Source organism: Cohnella sp. OV330 (assembly GCF_900112065.1).
In the GTDB taxonomy this organism is placed as follows: domain Bacteria; phylum Bacillota; class Bacilli; order Paenibacillales; family Paenibacillaceae; genus Cohnella.
In genome coordinates this window covers 518035-536731 of the sequence record NZ_FOKE01000004.1, presented here as the reverse complement: position 1 = coordinate 536731, position 18697 = coordinate 518035, and the positions used below count along the sequence as shown (strand labels likewise).

7 protein-coding genes are annotated in these 18697 nt (G+C 60.0%); all 7 read left to right on the top strand.

Translation table 11 applies throughout. The features are described from left to right. Positions 1-201 precede the first annotated feature (201 nt). The 7 genes from BM235_RS12375 (at position 202) to BM235_RS12345 (ending at position 18646) form a co-directional block, all read left to right on the top strand. A complete protein-coding gene (locus tag BM235_RS12375; RefSeq protein ID WP_090113264.1) occupies positions 202-822 on the top strand; it encodes a hypothetical protein in 621 nt (206 codons plus the stop codon). 56 nt (positions 823-878) lie between these two features. Continuing rightward, entirely contained in the window at positions 879-1871 is a 993-nt protein-coding gene (locus BM235_RS12370; protein WP_090113262.1) for a Gfo/Idh/MocA family protein, read from the top strand. 375 nt (positions 1872-2246) lie between these two features. Continuing rightward, entirely contained in the window at positions 2247-8420 is a 6174-nt protein-coding gene (locus BM235_RS12365; protein ID WP_143106673.1) for a DUF4962 domain-containing protein, read from the top strand. 160 nt (positions 8421-8580) lie between these two features. Next, positions 8581-9264: a GntR family transcriptional regulator gene (locus BM235_RS12360; protein WP_090113257.1), complete on the top strand. Its 684-nt coding sequence runs from the start codon at positions 8581-8583 to the stop codon at positions 9262-9264. 129 nt (positions 9265-9393) lie between these two features. Next, complete coding sequence (locus BM235_RS12355) at positions 9394-10581, top strand: saccharopine dehydrogenase family protein (RefSeq protein WP_143106672.1); 1188 nt, start codon at positions 9394-9396, stop codon at positions 10579-10581. Positions 10582-10613: 32 nt separating this feature from the next. Next, positions 10614-12182, top strand: coding sequence for an L-glutamate gamma-semialdehyde dehydrogenase (gene pruA, locus BM235_RS12350; protein WP_090113253.1), 1569 nt, complete (start codon positions 10614-10616; stop codon positions 12180-12182). Positions 12183-12469: 287 nt separating this feature from the next. Then, positions 12470-18646 carry a DUF4962 domain-containing protein gene (locus tag BM235_RS12345; RefSeq protein WP_158543729.1) on the top strand — a complete coding sequence of 2059 codons (6177 nt, stop codon included), beginning with the start codon at positions 12470-12472 and terminating at the stop codon, positions 18644-18646. Positions 18647-18697 lie beyond the last annotated feature (51 nt).

Below are 18697 nucleotides of genomic sequence, written 5' to 3'. Positions count from 1 at the left end.
CGAAGTTTCGACATTTTCGGAAATACCTTCGGACCGTCCGCTTCCGCGTTCGCTGCGTTCCTCATATCCTATCGGGAGAAGGGCGATAGGCATTCGGAAGAGAGGAGCTTCGCAATGATCGATACGAGGAAAGCAAAGGAAATAAGGCGCCGGCACGATACGAGAAACGGAGCGCGAAGGCACGAACGGAGCCGCCCGTTAATGCTGCGAGGGTCGATCTGCGGCGGACGGAGCGGGGCGTCCTGTCGGCGCGGCGATCAAAGGGAAGCGATTCGCGGCGTAGCCCGCGCGCTGAGGCTGTCCGCGCGCGCCATGCTGCCCTTTTACCGGGCGGTCGCCTCGAACGGCCGGTTTGCGAATCGCTGGTCGAGCAGCGTCGTCGAGCTGCGGCTGGACGATATGAAGCGGCAGCTGCGGGAAGCCTCTCCGCTTGCCGGCCGCCTGGAGCAGGGCCTCGGCACCAACGGCATCGGCTATTTTATCGATTTTCCGTCGCCGGGTACGCAGGACGCATACGCCACGGGCATTACGATTCCCCCGGGCAGCGTCCAGTTTTACTTCGCGCCGGGCGCGCACCGCGCGGTCGCGGCGGCGCTTCTGCCTTTTTGCGGCGCATTGGCGGCGGATCGCGGCTATGCCTACGCGCTGGCGGCCGCGATGGCGCGCGGCGAACGAAGCGCCGTCTCGGCGCTTGTCCGCAGCCGCGTGCGCGCCTTGGAGCTGCGCGCGGTCGAGGGTTCGCCGGGGTATCTCGCGCTCGATTTCAAGCCCGCCGGCTCGAAGTACGCGTACCGGAACTTGTTTTTCCGCGAAGGCTTGTGATCTAATTAGGACGTAACCCGTTATCCTATACCAACTGCGCAAGGAGCCATACACTCATGACGGTAAGATTCGGACTGGTCGGCACGAACTGGATCACGGATAGGCTGCTCTCGGCGGCAAAGGAAGCGGAAGGCTTCGAGGCTTCGGCGGTATGCTCGCGCTCGCTGGAGCGCGCGGAGGCCTACGCCGCGCAGCACGGCATCTCGCATGCGTTCGACGATATGGAAGCGATGGCGGCAAGCGGCTTGATCGATGCCGTCTACATCGCGACGCCGAACGTCTATCATGCGGAGCAATCGATGCTCTTCATGCGGCGCGGCATCCACGTGCTCTGCGAAAAGCCGGTCGCTTCGAACGGCGCGGAGGCGCGTCGCATGGTGGAGGAGGCGCGCAAAAACGGCGTGCTGCTCATGGAGGCGATGAAACCGACGTTTATGCCGAGCTTCAAGGCCATCGAGCGGGCGCTGCCTTCGATCGGCAAGGTGCGGCGATATGTCGGCAACTACGGGCAATACTCCTCGCGCTATGACGCCTACCGCGCGGGAACGGTGCTGAACGCGTTTAATCCGGCCTTCTCGAACGGAGCCTTGATGGATCTGGGCATCTACTGCCTGTATCCGGCGATCTACTGGTTCGGCAAGCCGCTGGCGGTGAAGGCGAGCGGCGTGATGCTCGAATCCGGCGCCGACGGCGAGGGCAGCCTGCTGCTGCGGTACGCGGACATGGAAGCGGTGGCGATGTACTCCAAGATCGCCAATTCGTATGCGCCGAGCGAGATCCAGGGGGAAGAGGGCAGCATCCTGATCGATCAGATCAGCCAGCCGGAGCGCGTACGCATCCGATACCGGGACGGCCGCGAAGAGGAGCTGTCCGCGCCGCAATCCGAGCATACGATGGTATACGAGCTGCAGGAATTCGTGAACCTCGTGCGGGAGGGCAAGACGGAATCGGAGATCAACACGCATGAGCGGATGATCGCGGTGCTCGACGTCATGGACGAGGCGAGACGGCAGATCGGCATCGTCTATCCGGCGGATTCGCAAGCTTGAACCGCCCGGGTTGAACAACTATGAACGGAAAAGCGTCGGCCGAGGCCGGCGCTTTTTCGCGTTGTTCGAGGCGATCTCCGCGACCGGGGCCTATCGAGTATGCTTTTGCGCATATATTGATCTTTTTTTCGGATAATCGAAAAGAGTTGCAATCGCGCGGGGATTCGATGATTTACGGAAGGCTAGGACGCTTTTTATGATGGAGATGAGGAGGCCGTTACCGGGCAGGATGGCATCAGCTTGGTTAGAGCGACGCAAGGCAACGGGGCCATTCGGAACGCCGGAAATGCAAGCGCTATCAAACTTGCGAGCCATCATGAAAGGGAGAGGTGACAAGGTTTGTTCCATCCATCGGCAAACAAGAAGATTTCGATTTTGCTCATCGTATTCATGTTGGGAGGCTTGTTCGCGAACGTATTCTCTTATTCGTCCGCCGGCGCCGCGGTGCCCGCGGAATGGCCGAGAGGGCCGGAGCTGATCGCAAACGGCGGCTTCGAGAGCCTGGGGAGCGATCAGTTTCCGGCGACCTGGATTCCGACGGTGCCCGCGGAGAAATCCCATATCGCGTCGGATACGACGACCGTCGCCAAAGGAAGCAGAAGCTTGAAGCTAAGCGACGACGGCGTCGGCGGAAGCCGCGAGGTCGGGGTGAAGACGCCGAATATCCCGGTGCGCCTCGGCGAGACTTACAAAGTCACGATGAAAGCGAACGTGACGCAGGGCAGCGTGAACCTGCTCGTTCGCAATTTCAACGCGTCCAACGGATTCCAGCAAAAAATTGCCACGGCAACCGCCGGCGGCGGCTGGAAAGACCTGACGGTTACCGTCACGCCGCCAGCCGATTATAGCCATCATATCGTCGTCTACGTCTACGAAGGCAGCGGCGTGGCGCCGACGACCGCCTACGTCGATGCCGTGACGATGACGAGCGACGAACTGCTCGCCAATCCGAGCTTCGAGACGACGGTAGGCGTGATGCCGGAGTCCTGGAGCGTCTACGGGGCGCCGGCCTCCGGCGTGACCTCCGTCACGAGCCCGGTCTCTGAAGGCAGCCACGGCGTAAAAGTAGCCGACGGCAGCGCCCAAGACGCGCTGGGCATTCAGAGCGCGGCCGTGTCTCACTCGGCGGGCGCCATGTATCGCGCCGCCATTTGGGCGAACGTGCAGAGCGGCTCAGCCGCGCTCTCGCTGCAGTACTTCGATGCCGCCGGCACGCAGATCGGCAGCGCGGAGGCGACGGCCGCAGCCGCGCCCGGCTGGCAGCAGCTCGTCGTGACGGCCGCGCCGCCTGCCGCCGCGGCGACGCTTAAGCTGCTCGCCTGGTCGAGCGCGGAAGCGCAGTCGGCGGTGACGTTCGATTCGGCGGAGCTGCGCATCGCCGGCTACGACGATCCCGAGCCGCAGGCGCCGGACGAATGGATCGTGAACGGCGGCTTCGAGAATGCGGGCCAGAACGGATTGCCCGCCGTCTGGATTCCGACCATACCCGCGCAAGCCGTCAATCTATCCTTGGACGCCGCGACGGTGTTCGAGGGCACGAAAAGCCTGAAGTTTATGGACGACGGGACGGTAGCCGGCCGTGAGGTCGGGGTGAAGACGCCGAACATCCCGATCCGCTTCGGCGAGACGTACACCGTCAAGCTGAAGGCAAAGGTGGATCAGGGCAAGCTGACCGTCTTATTCCGCAGCTACAACGAAGCCAACCAGTTCCAGCAGAAGTCGGCCGAGATCGGCAAAACGACGGGCTGGCAGAACCTGTCCGTACAGTTCGCGCCGTCCGAAGCGTACAGCCATCATGCCGTCGTCTATATTTACGACAATACGGCGACCGCGCCGACGACGGCTTACGTCGATGCCGTAAGCATGCGCAGCGACGAGCTGCTGGCCAATGCGAGCTTCGAGCAGTCGGGCGGCGCGTTGCCGGATCGTTGGAACGCGTATGAGCCGTCCGCGGGCAGCGTCGTCTCGGTGACCGATACGGTCTATCATGGCGCCAAGGCCGTAAAAGTGACGGACACGAGCGCGCAGCTGCCCTTCGGCATTCGCAGCGGCCTGATCCCGCATGCCGGAGACGTGACGTATAAAGCATCCGTTCGGGCCAACGTAATCGCGGGCAGCGCGCTCTTGTCTATGCAGTATTACGATGGTGACGGCGATCTGCTCGGCACGCATGAAGCGAGCGCCGCCGCTGCCGCGGGCTGGCAGAAGCTGACGGCGGAGGGCGCCACGCCGGCCGGCACTGCATTCGTGCGCGTGCTGCTCGGGTCGTCCGCAGCCGATCAGTCGACGATCGTATTCGACTCGGCGGAGCTGCGTTCGTCCGCGGGACCGGAGGTCGAAGAGCCGCAGGGCTCGCTGTTCTGGCCGACGAATCTCGTGGCCGGCACGTACATGCACTTCAAGCCTGCGGATCAGGCAGTCACGAGTCAGAACGCGCCTGACTTCGCTTGGCCCTACATCGTCGGCGCGGACAAGTACGAGCTGCAGATCGCGGCGGCCGCGGACAGCGCGTTCAGCGCGCCCGTCTATGCCAAAAACGATCTGAAGCAGAACTTGCTTAACTTGCCCGCACCTCTTGCGCCGGGCAAATCCTACAACTGGCGCGTGCGGTTCCATATCGCGGCCGGCTGGTCCGAGTGGAGCGGCAGCCGCAAATTCCGGCTGACGCCTGACGCCGTTCCGTTCCTCGTGCCGTCGATTGACGATCTGTTCGACAACGTATCGGCGACGCATCCCCGGATTTTGACCAACGCGGAGGATCTGGACGACTTCCGGGCCTACAAGGACGGACTCGGCAAGCCCGTTTACGAGCAGGCGAGGCGGAACGTCAACTTCAGCGCCCCGCTTCCGGCCGAGCCCGAGTTCAACTATCCGAGCGACTATTACAATTTGCAGGACGAAGCCTTCGTCGCGGACATCGTTCGCGTCACGCATTACACCAGGGCGGAGACGGACATGATGATGAGCGCGGCCTTCGTCTATCTCGTCTCGGGCGACGAAGCCTACGGCAACTTCGCGAAGCAGCGGCTGATCAACGTCATGAAGTGGGATCCGCTCGGCTCGACGAATTACCGGCAGGTCGACCAGGCGTTCCGGGAGATCGCGTACAAGGGCGCGATTGCGTACGACTGGATATACCCGCTCATCGAAGAGACGGATAAGCCGAAAATCTTGCCGATGATCGTGACGCGCACGCAGACGCTCGTCGACTCGATTCTGGGCTCCAATTCGCTGTACAAAAATCCATGGAATTCGCATGGCTGGACGGCGTCGGGCTACGTCGGGACGATCGCGATCGCGCTGCTGCACGACGATGCGGTCGTGAACGGCGTACCGCTGCACGTCAAGGCCAAAGACTGGTTCGAAAAATCCGTCCCGGCCCGGATCAACGTCTATCCGCCGGTCGCCGGCGACGACGGCGGATGGGCATCGGGAACGGGGTATTGGCAGTACTCGCATCTCGCGGACAAATTGTTCGCCGACGTGCTGCTCGCGGCGTCGGGACTCAGCCTGTACGATAAAGCGTTCACGCGCAACGAGCAGACGTTCGGCATCTACTTCATGCCGAACGGCCAGCCGAACGGCGTCTTCGGCGACGACACGTTGAACGTGTATCCGGCGCTCAACGCGACGAACGCGCAGCGGCAGGCGCAGATGTACCAGAACCCGGTGGTTCAGTGGTATGCGGATTCCTTCAGCTTCGACCGGGATCTGAACTACTTGTTCGGGTTCACCTACGGCGATCCGGACCTGGCGGGCAGACCGCCGGTCGACCTGCCGACGGCCAAGTGGCAGAAGGACACGGATTGGGTGGCGATGCATTCCAGCCTCTACGATCCTGAGCGGGTGTCTCTCTACTTCAAGTCCAGCTCGTATGGCAGCTACAATCACAATCACGCGGACCAGAACAGCTTCGTCATCAACGCCTACGGCGAACAGCTGGCGATCGACGCCGGACAATACGACAGCTATCTAAGCGATCATGACGGCGGGTTTACCCGCACGACGCTGGCGCACAATGCGATCACGTACGACGGCGGCAAGGGCCAGAAGATCCTCGATATGACCGCTTCGGGCAAGATCACCGGCTTCGTTACGAGCAAGTCGTTCGACGCGACGGTCGGGGACGCGACGCAATCGTATAATACGTATGCCGATCCGGCGCATCCGGGTCTGGCGAAGGCGCAGCGCAGCATCATTTACGTCAAGCCGAACGCCTTCGTCGTCGTCGACAACCTGAAGTCCAAAGTCGCGGCCGGCTCGCAATTCGAATTCCGGCTCCACGCGATGTCCGATCTAAAGCTGGACGGCGACAGTCAAGGAGCGACGATCACGCAGAAGGGCGCGGCGATGGACGTGAAGTTCCACTATCCCGCGGTCTCGAACGCGACCGTCACCGACAAGTACTTGACGGAGGACGGCACGGAAGTCAATCCGACGGGCTCGCTCGCCTCGAAGCCGATGCAGCGGCATGCGACGTTCGCTTTTCCGACGGCGCAAAGCGCGACGCTCGTCTCTACGTTCGAGCCTTACCGGGTCGGCTCGCAGCCGCTCGGCATTACGGAATCGACGAATCACGGCACCTACCAAAGCATCACGTTTGCCGACGGCACCCACGTCTATGTACGTCTCGGAGACAGCGGCGTCGTGACGGCGGGCGATATCGAATTCGACGGCATCGCCGTCACCGAGAAGGGCGACAGCCTGCTGCTGGTCGGCGGGACGAAGCTCGTCAAGGGAGGCGTAACGCGGTTCGAGACCGACGTGCCGGCCACGATCTCCATCGACGGCGAAGAGTTCTCGGTCTCGAGCGTCGGGGATGTGCAGGCGCAAGTGTACGTTCCGGCCGACGCATCGATTCATGACGACCGGTACAACCCGGTGCAGCTCGGCGGGGACGTTCAGACTGCGCTGAACGAAAGAGGACTGTACATGCAGAAGGAAGGAAGCGCGCTCACGATCCGCACCGGTCGCGGCGATCACCGTTTCCATCTGCAGTCGGGTTCGCTCCCGCATGCGGAGTCGCCGTTCGCGCTGAACGTCGAGATCGACGGCGTCCAGGCGCCCGTGACGTTGAAGGCGTTCGGGACCGATGCCGGCGGCACGGCGGGATGGGGACAACTGGGCGGCGTGACGGCCGGTTTGTACGAAGTGCTGGAGGCAACGGACGGCATCGTATTCCAAAAGTTCGGCTCGCCGAAGCCGACGATGTATTTGGACGCGGCTCCGGCGGTCATCGTGAACGGGACGGGCGGCACGATCAGGCTGCGTACGGCCGGCATGGGCGCGCTGACGGAGACCGAAGTCGCGGACGATTACGACGCGGTGAAGGAAGGCCTCGCTTCCTTCAAAGAAGCGGAGTTCTTCCAGTCCACGTCCGGCGGCAACTTCGACGTTTACACGAGCCGGCCGTTTCTGTCCAACGGCACGGGCGTCGCGGCCTGGGACCAGAAGGGCCAGTCGATCACGTGGCAGCTGGACGTGCCGCAGGCCGGCAAATACGACATTGTCGTGAAATACGTAGCAGGCTGGGGGCTCTCGGGAGACGATCAGTCGACCCGGCTGATCCAGATGGGCGGAGAAATGTATACGGCCAAAGCGCCGCCTACGGTCGACTGGGGCACGCAGCCGCAAAATTGGAAGGCGCTGCGAATCAAGTCCGGTACGCATCTGGAGCCAGGCAAGACGACGCTCACGATGTGGAACGTGCTCGGTCCGATGAACCTGGATTGGGTCGGACTGGTTCCTTCGGCAGAGGCGGAGAGCGCGGACAAATCGGCGCTGGCCGCGAAGATTTCGGCGGCGCAGTCGGTCTATGAGGAAGAATATACGCCGGCTTCGTGGGCGAATCTGCAAACCGCGCTGACGCTGGCAAACGATGTGAACGCGGATGCCGCCGCGACGCAAGCGCAGGTAGACGAAGCGTCTGCAGGTCTGCAGGCGGCACATGAAGCGCTGGTGCCGCTTGCCGCGGTTGCGCCCGGGAAGGCCGTATTGGCGAGCGACAGCGGCTACGCGAACGGGCTGCACGACGGCAGCTTCAAGGTGACGATGAACCTGTGGTGGGGCCAAAACGGCACGCGTTATACGCTGTACGAGAACGGCGCGCCGATCGACGACAAGCGCCTCTCCGACGGCACGCCGGGCGCGCAGCATGCGGAGACGGCCGTAACGGGCAAGCCGAACGGCACGTACGTCTATACCTGCGAGTTGAAAAACGCGCGGGGAACGACGGCCTGCGAGCCGGTGACGGTCGTCGTCAAGGACGCGAATCCCGGCAAGCCGGTGCTGTCCCACGATAACTGGGATCAGGACGGGGCGTACGCCATCGCGATGAATATGTGGTGGGGCACGAACGGAACGACCTACAAGCTTTACGAAAACGGCAGCTTGATCGATACGAAGGCGCTGGCGGCGGGCACGCCGCAGGCGCAATCGGCGAGCACGTCGGTCTCGGGCAGAGCGGCGGGCACCTACGTGTACAAAGCGGAGCTGACTAACGCGGCCGGAACGACCGCGAGCCAGGAGATTACGGTGACGGTTAAGTAGCTTAGGAATGCACAAAGAGGCGGTCTCAAAGGTCATCATGCGACCTGAGGCCGCCTCTTGTCTTTCTAATCCGTTCGAATGTCGGTATAATCGGATTGTTCAATGAAATGGTACGTTTAAAATCGTTGGCGAATCCGTTAAGCAGAAGGGAAACAACGAAATGAGCAAAGCCAAGGAAACGATCGAAATGTTTATTTACCAAAAACTGCGGGATTCGATCTTGCAGCGGCAGTTGGCGCCGGGCAATCAATTGGTGGAGAGCGTCATCTCCGACAAGATGAACGTAGGCCGGACGCCGATCCGGGGCGCGATTCGCAAGCTGGCCGACGAAGGGCTGGTCAACATCGTTCCGAATCGCGGCGCTTTCGTGATCCAGCCGACCAAAGAAGAAATCATTCAGGCCTACGAGCTTCGCATGGAGCTGGAACAGCTGGCCGCTCGAATGGCCGTTCCTCATATGGACGAGACCGATTATGAGCAAATGCGAAGGCTGTGCGACGAGGAAGGCGAGACGATCCGGCAAGCCGATATTCGAGCGTATTTGCGGATAAATAAAGCCTTCCATATGACCTTCATCCGCAAATGCGCCAATCTGTTTTTAATCGACTTCGCCGAGAAGCTGATCGATCAAACGAATATTTATTTGGTTTTATACGAGATGGTGTTTTATCGTACGACGGCCCAAACCGCTCCTGGCGCTGCGGAACACCGGGAGATCATCCGGCTATTTGAGGAGAAGGACGCCGAATCGGCGGGGACGAAGGTTCGTTCGCATATTGCGAATGCGATGAACAATTTACAGCTCGACAAAGTGCGGTTTTCCAACCTGGAGAATATTTTTTAAAACTCGATCCCAGCGATCGAGTTTTTTTGTTGTTCCGATCAATTTTATCTTGACTAAAACTGCAATCGAGTATAGCATCAAAATAGGTCATCAAAATTGTTGAACAATTTAATTGTAGGGGGTTATGCTTTGAAATTGTTGGTTTTGGGAGCAGCGGGCATGCAAGGAAGAGCGGTCATTTTCGATTTATGCCGCAGCCCGGAGGTGCGCGAGATCGTATGCGCGGACGTACAGGCTGACCAGCTGCTGCAATTTGCCGCGTTTTTGGATATGGGCAAGATCCGGCTGAAAAATTTGGATGCGAGAAATAAAGCGGATTTAGTGGAGCTGATGCGGGATCAGGTGGATGTCGTCATCGACTTGCTGCCGATCTCCTTCATCGGGATCGTGTCCGAAGCGGCGGTAGAAGCGGGCGTATCCCTGGTCAATACGTTTTATGCAAGCGCCTTGCCCGAAGGGATTCATGAGAAGGCTGCCGCTAAAAACATAATTATCATGCCCGAGGCCGGGCTGGATCCGGGAATCGATTTGGTTTTGTGCGGGTATGGCGTCAGTCAGCTGGATAAGGTCTATGAACTGCATTCGTACTGCGGCGGAATGCCGGAACCGTCGGCCATCGACAATCCGCTCAAATACAAGCTCACTTGGATTTGGGACGGCGTTTTGCTCTCGCACAAGCGTCCCGGGAAGATCATGAAAGACGGCGTCGTGATCGACATTCCCGCCGAGGAGCAGCATGCCCCGCAGTGGGTGGAGACGTTGGCGTTTCCCGGCATCGAGGGCGAGCTGGAAATGATCGTCAACGGGGACGCCATCGTATTCGCCGATATATTGGGCATTTCCGCGACGCTTCGCAATTCTTCCAGACGGTACATCCGATGGAGCGGTCATGCGCAGCTGTGGCACGCGCTTAAACAATTGAAATTTTTAAGCGACGAGCCGGTGCCGGGACTGCCTTCGTCCATTACGCCGCACATGTTCATGAGAGCGCACCTGGAGCCGCAGCTCCACTACAAGCGCGATGAGAAGGATATCGTCCTGATGAGGAATACGATAACGGGCGTTAAGGATAACGAGGATATTCGGATTACCTATGACCTCATCGACTACCGAGATACGAAAACAGGTTTGTTCGCGATGAATCGAACCGTCGGTTTCACGGCAAGCATCGTCGCTCAGATGATCGCCCGGGGCGACATTCGCGGCAGCGGTTTGCTGCGCACCGCCAAAGACGTTCCTTATCTGTCTTTCATCGACGAGTTGCAAAAACGAGGCATCGTCATTCAGGAACATATTCAGCCGACGGTAACTGCTTAGCGGATCGGAAAACAGGATAGGGGGAAAGACGAATGGAAACGAAGTTGGCGCTACAGCCTTTCACAAACGAACCGTTGACGGACTTTAGCCAGGAGAGCCATGGGCGGGAGATGGAAGCCGCGCTGCAAGAAGTGAAGCGGAAATTGGGACAAACCTACCCTTTGCTGATCGGCGGCGAAAAAGTATGGACCGAACAGGAGACCGTATCGATCAATCCGGCTGACACGGATATGATCGTCGGCAAGGTGAGCAAGGCATCGGCCGAGCAGATCGAAGCAGCGGTACAATCCGCAAGCGAGGCATTTGAGACATGGAGATATGTCTCCGTATCGGAGCGAGCGGACTGCTTGTTGCGAGGAGCGGAACTGATCCGGAGACGCAAGCATGAGTTCTCTGCTTGGCTCGTATTCGAGTCGGGAAAAAACTGGGGAGAAGCGGATGCGGATACGGCGGAAGCGATCGATTTTCTTGAGTTTTACGCGCGCGAAATGATTCGCTTGGAGAACATCAATGAAACAAGGCCGCTGACGAAGATGGAGGGAGAACAGAATCGGATCTCCTATATTCCGCTCGGCGTCGGAGCGATCATTCCGCCCTGGAATTTCCCGCTCGCGATATTGGCCGGCATGACGGGGGCTGCCATCGTCGGCGGGAATACCGTGCTGCTCAAGCCGGCGAGCGCGACTGCGGTTATTGCCTATAAATTCGTCGAGGCGATGGAAGAAGCAGGCGTGCCGCCCGGCGTGATCCAGTTCGTTCCCGGCAGCGGCGCCGACATCGGCGACAGGCTCACGCAGCATGCGAAGGTTCGCTTTATCAATTTCACCGGATCAAAGGAGGTCGGCCTGCGCATCCAGCGGCTGGCAGCGGAGACCCAAGAGGGTCAAATCTGGATGAAGCGCGTCATCGCCGAGATGGGCGGCAAGGACGGCATCGTCGTCGACGAAACGGCGGATTTGGATAAGGCCGCGCAAGCGATCGTCGCATCGGCATTCGGTTTTCAGGGGCAAAAGTGTTCCGCGGGATCGCGGGCGATCGTCGTGGACGCCGTCTACGACCAAGTGCTGGAAAAGGTGGTCGAATGGACCGGAAGATTAAACGTCGGCTTGCCGGAGCAGAACGCGGCGATCGGACCGGTGATCGATCAGAACGCTTACGATAAAATTTTGGACTATATCGAAGTCGGTAAACAGGAAGGGCGTTTGCTGGCAGGCGGTCGGCCGGCTGGGGGAAATGGCTTTTTTATCGAACCAACGATATTCGCCGACGTTGCTCCGAAGGCGCGAATCATGCAAGAAGAAATTTTCGGTCCGGTGCTTGCGGTGGCGAAAGCGAAGGATTGGCAGGAAGCGATCGAGATTTACAATGATACCGAATACGGCTTGACCGGTTCTTTCTTTTCTAACGATCAAGGGAGGATCGACCGCGCGCTTGAGACGATGCATTGCGGGAACTTATATATCAATCGGAAGTGCACGGGCGCATTCGTCGGCGTCCATCCGTTCGGCGGCTTTAATATGTCGGGGACCGATTCCAAAGCGGGCGGCTACGACTACATGCTTTTATTCACGCAAGCGAAGCTGACTTCCGTTCGTCGATAGAAAGAGCGGGTTCGCCATCAGACAGGCTGAACGGAAGAGGTGGTCTTTTTTAAAGATAAGCGGCACAATTTTAAGATCATATTGCGTATTGCACAAATATAGGGGTGAAGATTCCTCTATTTTTGTGCAATACGTGCGTAGTTACCGTGAAGTCTCTATGCTAACCTATTTTGGAATATCGCCTTGCAAGCGATTACATTTATTGTTTTGCGAGTTTTATAAGGAAGGGGAGCAATGAAGTGAGAATGAAAAACAGGCTTCGCCGGGCTAACCGAAGGATCGCTCTCGTGTTACTCGTTTCGATGCTGGCGGGAGCGCTCGCAAATGCCGTTTTCCCGTTGGCGTCCTATGCGGCTGCCCCGGCGGAATCGCAGCAGGGACCTGAATTGGTCCCGAACGGAAGCTTCGAAAATCTGGATAATACGCAATTTCCGCTTGCCTGGGTACCCACCGTTCCCGCGCAGAAGGCGAACATCACGTCCGACGAAACGACTGTGTTCGAAGGAAGCAGGAGCTTAAAGCTGAATGACGACGGCATCGGCGGAAGCCGGGAAGTCGGCGTCAAATCAGGAGAAATTCCGATTCGCTTCGGGGAAACCTACCTGGTGAAGTTGAAAGCGAACGTCACGCAAGGAAACATTTATGTGTTGGTACGCTATTTTAATTCAACCGGCGGCTATCAACAGAAAAACCTATCCGCTAGCGCTGCAGCAGGCTGGCAGAATCTGTCAATCTCGGTTACGCCGCCTGCAGACTACAGTCATCACCTCATCGTCTATGTGTATGAACGGAGCGGCGAGTCGCCGACGACGGCGTACTTGGACGCAGTCTCCATGAGGAGCGAGGAATTGCTCGTCAATCCGAGCTTCGAGACGATAGCCGGAGGCTTGCCTGTTGGATGGTCCGTATACGGAACGCAGGCTTCCGGCGTATCTGCCGTCACGTCTCCGGTCTATGAAGGCAGCCGAGCCGTAAAAGTGAACGACGCCAGCGTCCAGGACGCGCTGGGCCTTCAGAGCTCGGCGGTCGCCCACTCGGCAGGCGCTCAGTATCGGGCATCCATTTGGGCGAACGTCTCTGCAGGATCCGCTGCCCTGTCGCTCCTTTATCTCAATGCGCAGGGCGCGCAGATCGGCACTGAAAGTGTCGCGTCCGCGGCCGCGGCGGGCTGGCAGCAGCTCGTCCTGAACGGAGCGCCGCCGGCCTCCACGGCCGCGGTGAAGGTGCTCGCAGGGTCGGATGCGCCGAATCAATCGGTCATCGCCTTCGACTCGGCGGAGCTGCGCATTACGGGCTATGAGGATGTCACGCCCCAACCGGCAGCCGACATGATCGCGAACGGCGGCTTCGAGGATGCGCAGGGCGCGCTGCCATCCGCATGGATTCCGACCGTCGCGGCGCAAGCCGTGAATCTGTCCCTGGATACGGCTACGGTGTTCGAAGGGGCGAAAAGCCTGAAAATACGCGACGACGGGATTGGCGGAAGCCGGGAAGTCGGCGTCAAAACGCCGGAAATTCCGATTCGTTTCGGCGAGACCTACACCGTGAATCTCAAGGCGAAGGTCGAGCAAGGCAAGCTGTTCGCGATGTTCCGCGCTTTCGACGCTGCAGGTCAATACGTGCAGAAGTTTGAGGAGCTGGGCACGACGACCGGCTGGAAAACGCTATCCTTGCAATACACGCCTGCCGAGGCTTACAGCCATCATGCAGTCCTTTATATTTACGAAAATTCGGCGACGTCGCCGACTGCGGCCTATGTCGACGCGGTCAGCATGCGCAGCGACGAACTCCTCGCCAACGCCAGCTTCGAGAAGGCAACCTCCGGGCTGCCCGAGAGCTGGAGCGCGTATCAGCCGACGGGGGGAAGCGTGATCTCCGTCACCGACACGGTCTATCACGGCTCTAGAGCCGTACGCGTGACGGATACGAGCGCGCAGCTGGCGCCGGGAATCCGAAGCGGTCTGATCCCTCATGCCGGAGATTTGGAATACAAGGCTTCCGTGCGGGCGAACGTGGGATCGGGTACGGCGATCCTTTCCATGCAGTATTTCGACGGAGACGGAGCATTGCTTGGACAGCACGAGGCAAGCGCGGCCGCGGCGGCCGGCTGGCAGAAGCTGACGGCCAGCGGCGCCACGCCGGCGGGCACGGCGTTCGTGCGCGTGCTGCTCGGGTCTTCTGCGGCTGATCAGTCGACGATCGTGTTCGACTCCGCGGAGCTTCGTTCTGCAAGCGGACCGGCCACGGAAGAACCGCAGGGCTCGCTGCAGTGGCCGACGAATCTGGTTGCCGGCCAGTACATGCATTTTAAGCCCGCCGATCAGGCCGTCACGAGTCAGAACGCGCCCGATTTCGCTTGGCCTTACATCGTCGGCGCGGACAAATACGAATTCCAGATCGCGGCGGCGGCGGACACCGCATTCAGCGCGCCTGTCTATGCCAGGAACGATCTGACGACCAATCTGCACAACTTGCCGACTGCCCTCGAGCCCGGCAATTCGTACAACTGGCGGGTGCGGTTCCATATCGCGGCCGGCTGGTCGGAGTGGAGCGACAGCCGCAAATTCCGGTTGACGCCGGATGCCGTTCCTTTCCTCGTGCCGGAGCTGGACGATCTGTTCGACAACGTATCGGCGACCCACCCCCGAATTCTGACCAATGCGGAGGATCTGGAAAACTTCCGCGCGTATAAAGACGGTATAGGCAAGCCGATCTTCGAACAAGCGAGGAACAATGTCGACTTGAACGCGCCGTTGCCTGCCGAACCGGTATTGAACTATCCGCGCGATTATTACAATCTGCAGGATCCAGCCTTCGTAGCGGATGCCGCAGCCGTGACGCAATACGTCCGGAAAGAAACCGATATGATGCTGAACGCCGCGTTCGTTTATCTTGTATCGGGAGAAGAGGCTTACGGGAACTTCGCCAGGGAACGGCTGCTTAATGTCTTGACCTGGGATCCTGAAGGCTCTACCAATTATAGGCAAGTCGATCAGGCATTCCGCGAGATCGCTTACAAAGGCGCGATTTCGTACGACTGGATCTATCCGCTGATCGCAGGCGGAGATAAACCGAACATTTTGCCGATGATCGCGAGGCGTACGCAGACGCTCGCGAACGATATCCTGGGCGAAGCCTCGCTGTATAAAAATCCCTGGAATTCGCACGGATGGACGGCGTCCGGCTACGTCGGCACGATCGCCATCGCGCTGCTTCACGACGATACGATCGTGAACGGATCGCCGATATCCGTCATGGCCAAGGCATGGTTCGAAAAGTCCGTTCCGGCCCGGATCAACGTTTTTCCGCCGGTCGCGGGCGACGACGGCGGTTGGGCTTCGGGAACGAACTATTGGCAGGTCTCGCATCTGGCGGACAAATTGTTCGCCGACGTGCTGCTCGCCGCTTCGGGCCTCAGCCTATACGACAAGGCTTATTCCCGCAATGCGCAAACCTTCGGCCTGTATTTCCTGCCGAACGGGCAGCCTAACGGCGTCTTCGGCGACGGCACGCACGACCCGATGTCGGCGGCCACCGCTACGCATGCGCAGCGCGAGGCGCAGATCTACCAGAATCCGGTGACCAAGTGGTACGCCGAATCCGGCAGCTACGCGCGGGACCTCTCTTACCTTTTCGGCTTCGCCTACGGCGATCCGACGCTCGAGGGGAGACCGCCGGTCGACATGCCGACGGCCAAGTGGCAGAAGGATACGGATTGGGTGGCGATGCACTCCAGTCTATACGATCCCGAGCGGGTATCGCTCTATTTTAAATCCAGCCCATACGGCAGCTACGGTCACAGCCATGCGGACCAGAACAGCTTCGTCATCAACGCTTACGGCGAACAGCTGGCGATCGACGCCGGGCAATACGACAGCTATCTGAGCAATCACGACAAAGGCTTCACAAGGACGACGCTGGCTCACAATGCAATAACCTACGATGGCAATAAAGGCCAGAAAATTCTCGACATGACCGCTTCCGGACGAATCACCGGGTTCGTATCGAGCGATTCCTTCGACGCGACCGTGGGAGACGCGACGCAAGCGTACAACACGTACAACAATCCGGATTATCCCGGCTTGGCGCAGGCGCAGCGAAGCATCATCTATGTCAAGCCGGGCGCGTTCGTCGTCGTCGACAATCTGAAGGCCAAGGATCCGGCCGGTTCCTCGTTCGAATTCAAGCTTCATGCCATGACGAATCTGAAGCTCGACGACGACAAGCAGGGCGCCGCGATCACGCAGAACAACGCTGCGCTGGACGTGAAGTTTCATTATCCCGCCGTTCAGGACGCAAACTCGACCGATCAGTACTTGACCGAGCAGGGCGAAGCCGTGATGCCGACGGGCAGCTGGGCGTCCAAACCGCTGCAGCGGCATGCGACGTTCACTTTCCCCAAGAAGCCGAGCACGACGATCGTCTCGACGTTCGAGCCGCACCGCGTCGGCTCGCAGCCGCTCGGGATCGTAGAATCGACGAACGAAGGCACGTATCAGTATCTGGCCTTTGCCGATGGGACCCAAGTGTACGTGCGCCTGACCGACGGCGGCACGGTGACGACGACTGACGGCATCGAATTCGAGGGCATCGCCGTCACGACGAAGGACGACAGCCTCATGCTGGTAGGCGGGACGAAGCTCGTCAAGGACGGGGTCGCGCGCTTCCAAGCCGACGTACCGGCCACGATCGTCGTCGACGACGAAACGCTCACGGTATCGAGCGGCACGGAAGTGCAAGCGCAAGTGGCCATCCCGGGCGACGCGACGATCACCGACGACAGGTATGGCCCGGTCCAACTCGGCGGTGACGTGCAGGAAGCGTTGAACGAACGCGGCCTATATATGGAGAAAAACGGTGAGTTGCTGACCGTTCGGGCGGGACGCGGCGATCACCGCTTCCATCTCCGGGAAGGGAGCGCGCCGTCGCCACAGGCTCCCGTCACGCTGAACGTCGAACTCGACGGCGTGGCGACGCCGATCGCGCTCAAGGCATATGGATCGTATGACGGCGGCACGGCCGCGTGGGGTCAACTGGCGAATGTGCCCGACGGATTGTACGAGGTTCTGGAGGCGCCGGAAGGACTCGTCTTCCAAAAGTTCGGTTCTCCCAAAACCTCGATGTTCCTGAGCGCTTCGCCCATGGTCATCATGGAAGGGACGGGCGGCACGCTCCGGCTGCGAACCGCAGGCTCTGGAGAACTGACGGAAACGGAAGCCGCTGACGACTATGACGCGGTGAAAGACAGTCTGGCTTCCTTCAAGGAGGCGGAGCACTTCCAATCCACGGCCGGCGGGAAGTTCGACGTCTATACGTCGCGGCCGTTCCTGTCCAACGGCACCGGCGTGGCGGCATGGGATCAGAAAGGTCAATCGATCTCGTGGCAGCTGGACGTGCCGCAGTCCGGAAAATACGACGTCGTCGTGAAGTACGTGGCCGGCTGGGGCCTGACCGGCGATGTCCAGTCGTCGCGCCTCGTCCAGCTTGGCGAAGCTATGTATACGGCCGAAGCGCCGCGCACGGTCGACTGGGGCACGCAGCCGCAATATTGGAAGGCGCTGCGCATCAAGACCGGCACTGAGCTGGCGCAGGGCAAGACGACGCTCACGATGTGGAACGTGCTGGGCCCGATGAACCTGGATTGGCTCGGACTGATTCCATCGGCGGATGCGGAGAGCGCGGACAAATCGGCGCTGGCCGCCCAGATCTCGGCCGCGCAGTCGGTCTACGAGGAAGAGTATACGCCGGCTTCGTGGGTGAATCTGCAAACCGCGCTGACGCTGGCAAACGAAGTGAACGGGGACGCGGCGTCGACGCAAGCGCAGGCGGATGCGGCGGCGGCGGAGCTGCAGGCGGCGCAGGAGGCATTGGTGCCGCTGGCGGCGGCGGTTCCCGGAAAAGCCGTGCTCGTCAGCGACAGCGGCTACGCAAACGGTCTTCACGACGGCAATTACAATGTGACGATGAATCTGTGGTGGGGACAGAACGGCACGCGCTATACGCTGTACGAGAACGGCGTGCAGATCGACGATAAGCGGCTTGCGGACGGCACGCCCGGCGCGCAGCATGCGGAGACGGCCGTGACCGGCAAGCCGAACGGCACGTACGTGTACACCTGCGAACTGAAAAACGCGCGCGGCGTCACTGCCTGCGAGCCCGTGACTGTCGTCGTCAAAGACGCGAATCCCGGCAAACCGATGCTGTCCAACGACAACTGGGATCAGGACGGGAAGTACGCCGTCGCGATGAATATGTGGTGGGGCACGAACGGAACGATCTACAAGCTTTACGAAAACGGCAGCTTGATCGATACGAAGACGCTGACGGCGGGCACGCCGCAGGCGCAATCGGCGAGCACGGCCATCTCGGGCAGGGCGGCCGGCACCTACGTGTACAAGGCGGAATTAATCAACGCGGCTGGCGTCACGACTAGCCAAGAAATGACGGTAACCGTAAAACCTTAAACAAACGAGTCCGGCGTCGCAAGGCGCCGGATTCGTCTTCAGCCAGACCGT